Source organism: Agromyces humi (assembly GCF_009720255.1).
In the GTDB taxonomy this organism is placed as follows: Bacteria; Actinomycetota; Actinomycetes; order Actinomycetales; family Microbacteriaceae; genus Agromyces; species Agromyces humi.
In genome coordinates, this window is the sequence record NZ_WJSP02000475.1 from 1 (window position 1) to 2,485 (window position 2,485).

Here is a 2,485-nt window from a genome sequence, read left to right on the forward strand (position 1 = left end):
AGGCCTTCGCCTTCGCCGAGGCCCTGGGGCTCGAGGTCGTCGCGTCCACCGGCGAGCCGGGTGCCGTGCACCGCTCGGTCGCGAACCCGATCGGCCTCGCCGCATCCGCCGCCCCTCGATACCTCACCCCACCGCCCGAGCTCGGCGCCCACGACGGCGCCGACTGGCTCGACGCGCACGACCGAACGAAGGACCCCGCATGACTCCGACCGCTCCTCGCATCGACGCCGTCTTCGACCTCGATGGGCTGCTCACCGACGAGGAGCTGGCGTGGCGCGACCGAGCGCGGGCCTTCGCGCAGGAGCGGATCCTGCCCGTGATCGAGGCGGACTTCGAGGCCAAGCACTTCCGGCGCGAGTTGGTGCGCCAGCTCGGCGAGCTCGGCTTCCTCGGGATGCACCTCACGGGCTACGGATGCGCCGGGGCGGGCGCCGTGGCCTACGGCCTCGTGTGCCTCGAGCTCGAGGCCGCCGACAGCGGCTGGCGCACCTTCGTGTCGGTGCAGGGTTCGCTGGCGATGAGCGCCATCCACAAGTACGGCTCCGAGGAGCAGAAGGAGCGCTGGCTGCCCGGCATGGCCGCGGGCGAGCTGGTGGGATGCTTCGCGCTGACCGAGCCGCAGGGCGGCAGCGATCCCGCCGCCATGACCACGGTCGCCCGGCGCGACGGCGACGGATGGGTGCTCGACGGCGCGAAGCGCTGGATCGGGCTCGCGTCGCTCGCCGACGTCGCGGTGGTGTGGGCGCGCGTCGAGGACCCGTCGGGCGAGTTCGGCGCGGGGGCGAGCGCCGTCCGCGGATTCCTCGTGCCGACGTCCACCGCGGGGTTCACCGCCACGCCCATCGACGGCAAGCTCTCGATGCGCGCCTCGGTGCAGTGCGACGTGGTGCTCGACGGGGTGCGCCTGCCGGCGGACGCCATGCTGCCCGGGGCATCCGGACTCTCCGGGCCGTTCGGATGCCTCAACGAGGCGCGCTACGGCATCGTCTGGGGCGCGATGGGCGCCGCACGGTCCTGCCTCGAGGCGGCACTCCAGCGGTCGGTGAGCCGTGAGGTGTTCGGCCGGCCGATCGGCGCGAACCAACTCACCCAGGCGAAGCTCGCCGACATGTTCGTCGAGGTCGAGAAGGGCATCCTGCTCGCCCTGCACCTCGGCCGGCTCAAGGAGCGCGGCGCGCTCACGCCGGCGCAGATCAGCGTCGGCAAGCTGAACAGCGTGCGCGAGGCGCTCGAGATCGCCCACCAGGCGCGCTCGATCCTCGCGGGCGACGGCATCACCGATGCGTTCCCCGTGATGCGGCACGCCGCCAACCTCGAGTCGGTGCGCACCTACGAGGGCACCGACGAGATCCACCAGCTCGTGCTGGGCCGCGCCCTGACCGGCCTCGCCGCGTTCTAGCCGGACGCGGTCGTCCGCCGGGCCCCGAACCACCGGATTCGGAACGCGGCGGAAGACGGGGTAGAAATGACAGGCCCGGCGACGAAGCCGGGAAACGAACCAAGGAGAACCCGATGAAGGCAACGGAGCCTCGTCTCACCCTCGCCGACGAGCCCGGACCGCAGCGGTTCGAGATCGGGATCGACGACGTGACCGCCGTGCGCCTGACGCTCGAGGGCGCGCACGGCGCGACGGACGCCACCCACGTGGCGGTCGCCGAGGTGGAGTTCCTCGGGCGGTGAGACGGCCCGAGGAGCCGTCGACCCGCGCGGGCGACCCCGCTCACTCGATGCCGAGCGCCTCGCGCATGCGGTGATAGCCGTCGTGCGCGCGCAGGGCGGCGACGTCGTCGCCCGCCTGCCGGTGCATGCGCACGAGCGTGCGCCACGATTCGTCGAGCCACGGGTCGATCTCGACGGCGCGACTCGCCGCAGCCACGGCGGCGCGCGTGTCGCCGAGGTGCGCCTCGAGGTGGGCGAGCGAGTTCGCGGCTTCCGCGGCGCGGAGCCGGTACCGGTCGCGGGCGCCGATCGACCACTCCGCCGGGCCGTCCTCGGGCAGCACGTCGCCGGAGTAGAGGCCGAGCGCGTGGTGCAGGCCTGAGACCGCCGACGCGAGGTCGCCGCGGGACTTCGCGGTCGCGGCATCGGCGAGGTGGTCGTCGAAGTCCGACAGGTCGCAGTGCGCGCGGTCGGCGATGCCCAGGCGGTACGCCTCCCCGTCGCGCTCGACGATGAAGCGCGACGAGCCGTCGTCGATCGGCAGGACCCGCCGCAGGCTCGAGATGCTGACGTGCAGGGCGTGCAGCGCCGACTCCGTGCCGAGTTCGCCCCAGAGGGCGTCGGCGATGAGCTCACGATGCAGGGGAGCGCCTGCGTTGAGCGCGAGCATGCGCAGCAGGCTCCGGGCCTGGGGCCGGAGCCCCCGCAGGTCGGCGTCGGCGCCGTCGATCCGCACGCGGAATCCGCCGAAGCACGTCACCGCGAGGGGCGGGTCGTGCGGCCGCTCCTGCACGGCAGGTCGTGCGATGACGACGACCGTGGGCAG

The 2,485-nt window shown here is 73.4% G+C and carries 3 protein-coding genes and 1 pseudogene; 3 read left to right on the top strand and 1 reads right to left on the bottom strand.

From position 1 onward, the window contains the following. From GH736_RS21100 to GH736_RS21110, 3 genes and pseudogenes are all read left to right on the top strand, one after another. Nucleotides 1-203: pseudogene (locus tag GH736_RS21100) on the top strand (hypothetical protein); the annotation flags it as partial. Further along, nucleotides 200-1,399, top strand: coding sequence for an acyl-CoA dehydrogenase family protein (locus tag GH736_RS21105; protein ID WP_159606807.1), 1,200 nt, complete (start codon nucleotides 200-202; stop codon nucleotides 1,397-1,399). The pseudogene GH736_RS21100 and the gene GH736_RS21105, both read left to right, overlap by 4 nt. Before the next feature lie 113 nt (nucleotides 1,400-1,512). Next, nucleotides 1,513-1,680 (top strand): hypothetical protein, encoded by a 168-nt coding sequence (locus GH736_RS21110; RefSeq protein WP_159606809.1) that lies wholly within the window; start codon nucleotides 1,513-1,515, stop codon nucleotides 1,678-1,680. 40 nt (nucleotides 1,681-1,720) lie between these two features. Here the strand turns inward: GH736_RS21110 and GH736_RS21115 are convergent. Next, on the bottom strand, nucleotides 1,721-2,485 hold a 765-nt coding region (locus GH736_RS21115), incomplete at its 5' end, for an AfsR/SARP family transcriptional regulator (protein ID WP_203230892.1).

Bases quoted from the DNA above. Each gene is read 5' to 3' on its own strand.
- GH736_RS21110 (WP_159606809.1), top strand. From the start codon at position 1,513: ATGAAGGCAACGGAGCCTCGTCTCACCCTCGCCGACGAGCCCGGACCG.
- GH736_RS21105 (WP_159606807.1), top strand. From the start codon at position 200: ATGACTCCGACCGCTCCTCGCATCGACGCCGTCTTCGACCTCGATGGG.